Source organism: Streptomyces sp. C (assembly GCF_000158895.1).
Lineage (GTDB): Bacteria > Actinomycetota > Actinomycetes > Streptomycetales > Streptomycetaceae > Streptomyces > Streptomyces racemochromogenes.
On record NZ_GG657750.1, the window covers coordinates 1,453,709 to 1,455,161 of the forward strand.

Consider the following 1,453-nt stretch of genomic DNA (forward strand, 5'->3'; position numbering starts at 1 on the left):
GGGCGGAGCCCCCGGGGAACGGGCGAAGGGCGGGGCGGGGAGCAGCCCGCGCGGCGGACCCCCGGGCACGGCCGTGGCCCCGGCTCCGCCGCAGGGGGCGGGGCCGGGGCCACGGGACGGGGGTGACTAGCTCCAGCTGGCGTGCAGCGGCTTGCCCTCGGCGTAGCCGGCGGCGGACTGGATGCCGACGACGGCCTTCTCCTCGAACTCGGCCAGCGAGCCGGCACCGGCGTAGGTGCAGGAGGAGCGGACGCCCGCGATGATCGAGTCGATCAGGTCCTCGACGCCCGGGCGGGCCGGGTCGAGGAACATCCGCGAGGTGGAGATGCCCTCCTCGAACAGCGCCTTGCGGGCGCGGTCGTAGGCGGACTCCTCCGAGGTGCGGTTGCGCACGGCGCGCGCCGAGGCCATGCCGAAGGACTCCTTGTACAGGTGGCCCTCGGCCGACTGCTGGAGGTCGCCCGGGGACTCGTACGTGCCGGCGAACCAGGAGCCGATCATGACGTTGGAGGCGCCGGCGGCCAGGGCCATGGCCACGTCGCGCGGGTGGCGGACGCCGCCGTCGGCCCAGACGTGCTTGCCGTACTTCTTGGCCTCGGCGGCGCACTCCAGCACCGCGGAGAACTGCGGGCGGCCCACGCCGGTCATCATGCGGGTGGTGCACATGGCGCCGGGGCCCACGCCGACCTTGATGATGTCGGCGCCGGCGTCGATGAGGTCCTTGACGCCCTCGGCGGCGACGATGTTGCCGGCGACGATCGGGACCTTCGGGTCCAGGGCGCGGACGGCCTTGATCGCGTTGATCATCGACTCCTGGTGGCCGTGGGCCGTGTCGATGACGAGGGTGTCCACGCCGGCGTCGAGGAGCTGCTTGGCCTTGCCGACGAAGTCGCCGTTGATGCCGACGGCGGCCGCGATGCGGAGCTTGCCGTTCGCGTCGGTGGCGGGGGTGTACAGGGTCGCGCGGAGGGCGCCCTTGCGGGTCAGGATGCCGACCAGCCTGCCGTCCCTGTCGACGGCCGGGGCCAGCTTGCGGTGGCCGGCGTCGAGCTGGTTGAAGGCGTCGCGGGGGTCGATGTCGGCGTCGATGAGCAGGAGCTCCTTCGACATGACCTCGGAGAGCTGGGTGAAGCGGTCCACGCCGGTGAGGTCGTGGTCGGTGACCACGCCGACGGGGCGGTTGTCCGCGTCGACGACCACGCCGGCGCCGTGGGCGCGCTTGGGCAGCAGCGACAGCGCGTCGGCGACGGTCTGGGTGGGCGCCAGCGTGATCGGGGTGTCGAGCACGAGGTGGCGGGTCTTGACCCAGGAGATGACGTCGGTGACGACCTCGATCGGGATGTCCTGGGGGATGACGACGATCCCACCGCGGCGGGCGACGGTCTCGGCCATCCGGCGGCCCGCGATGGCGGTCATGTTCGCCACCCACGAGGGGAATGGTGGTGCCGGTGCC

1 pseudogene is annotated in these 1,453 nt (G+C 73.0%); it reads right to left on the reverse strand.

Annotated features, from left to right (window positions below):
• Positions 1-126: 126 nt before the first annotated feature.
• Positions 127-1,453: pseudogene (locus SSNG_RS06315) on the reverse strand (GuaB1 family IMP dehydrogenase-related protein); the annotation flags it as partial.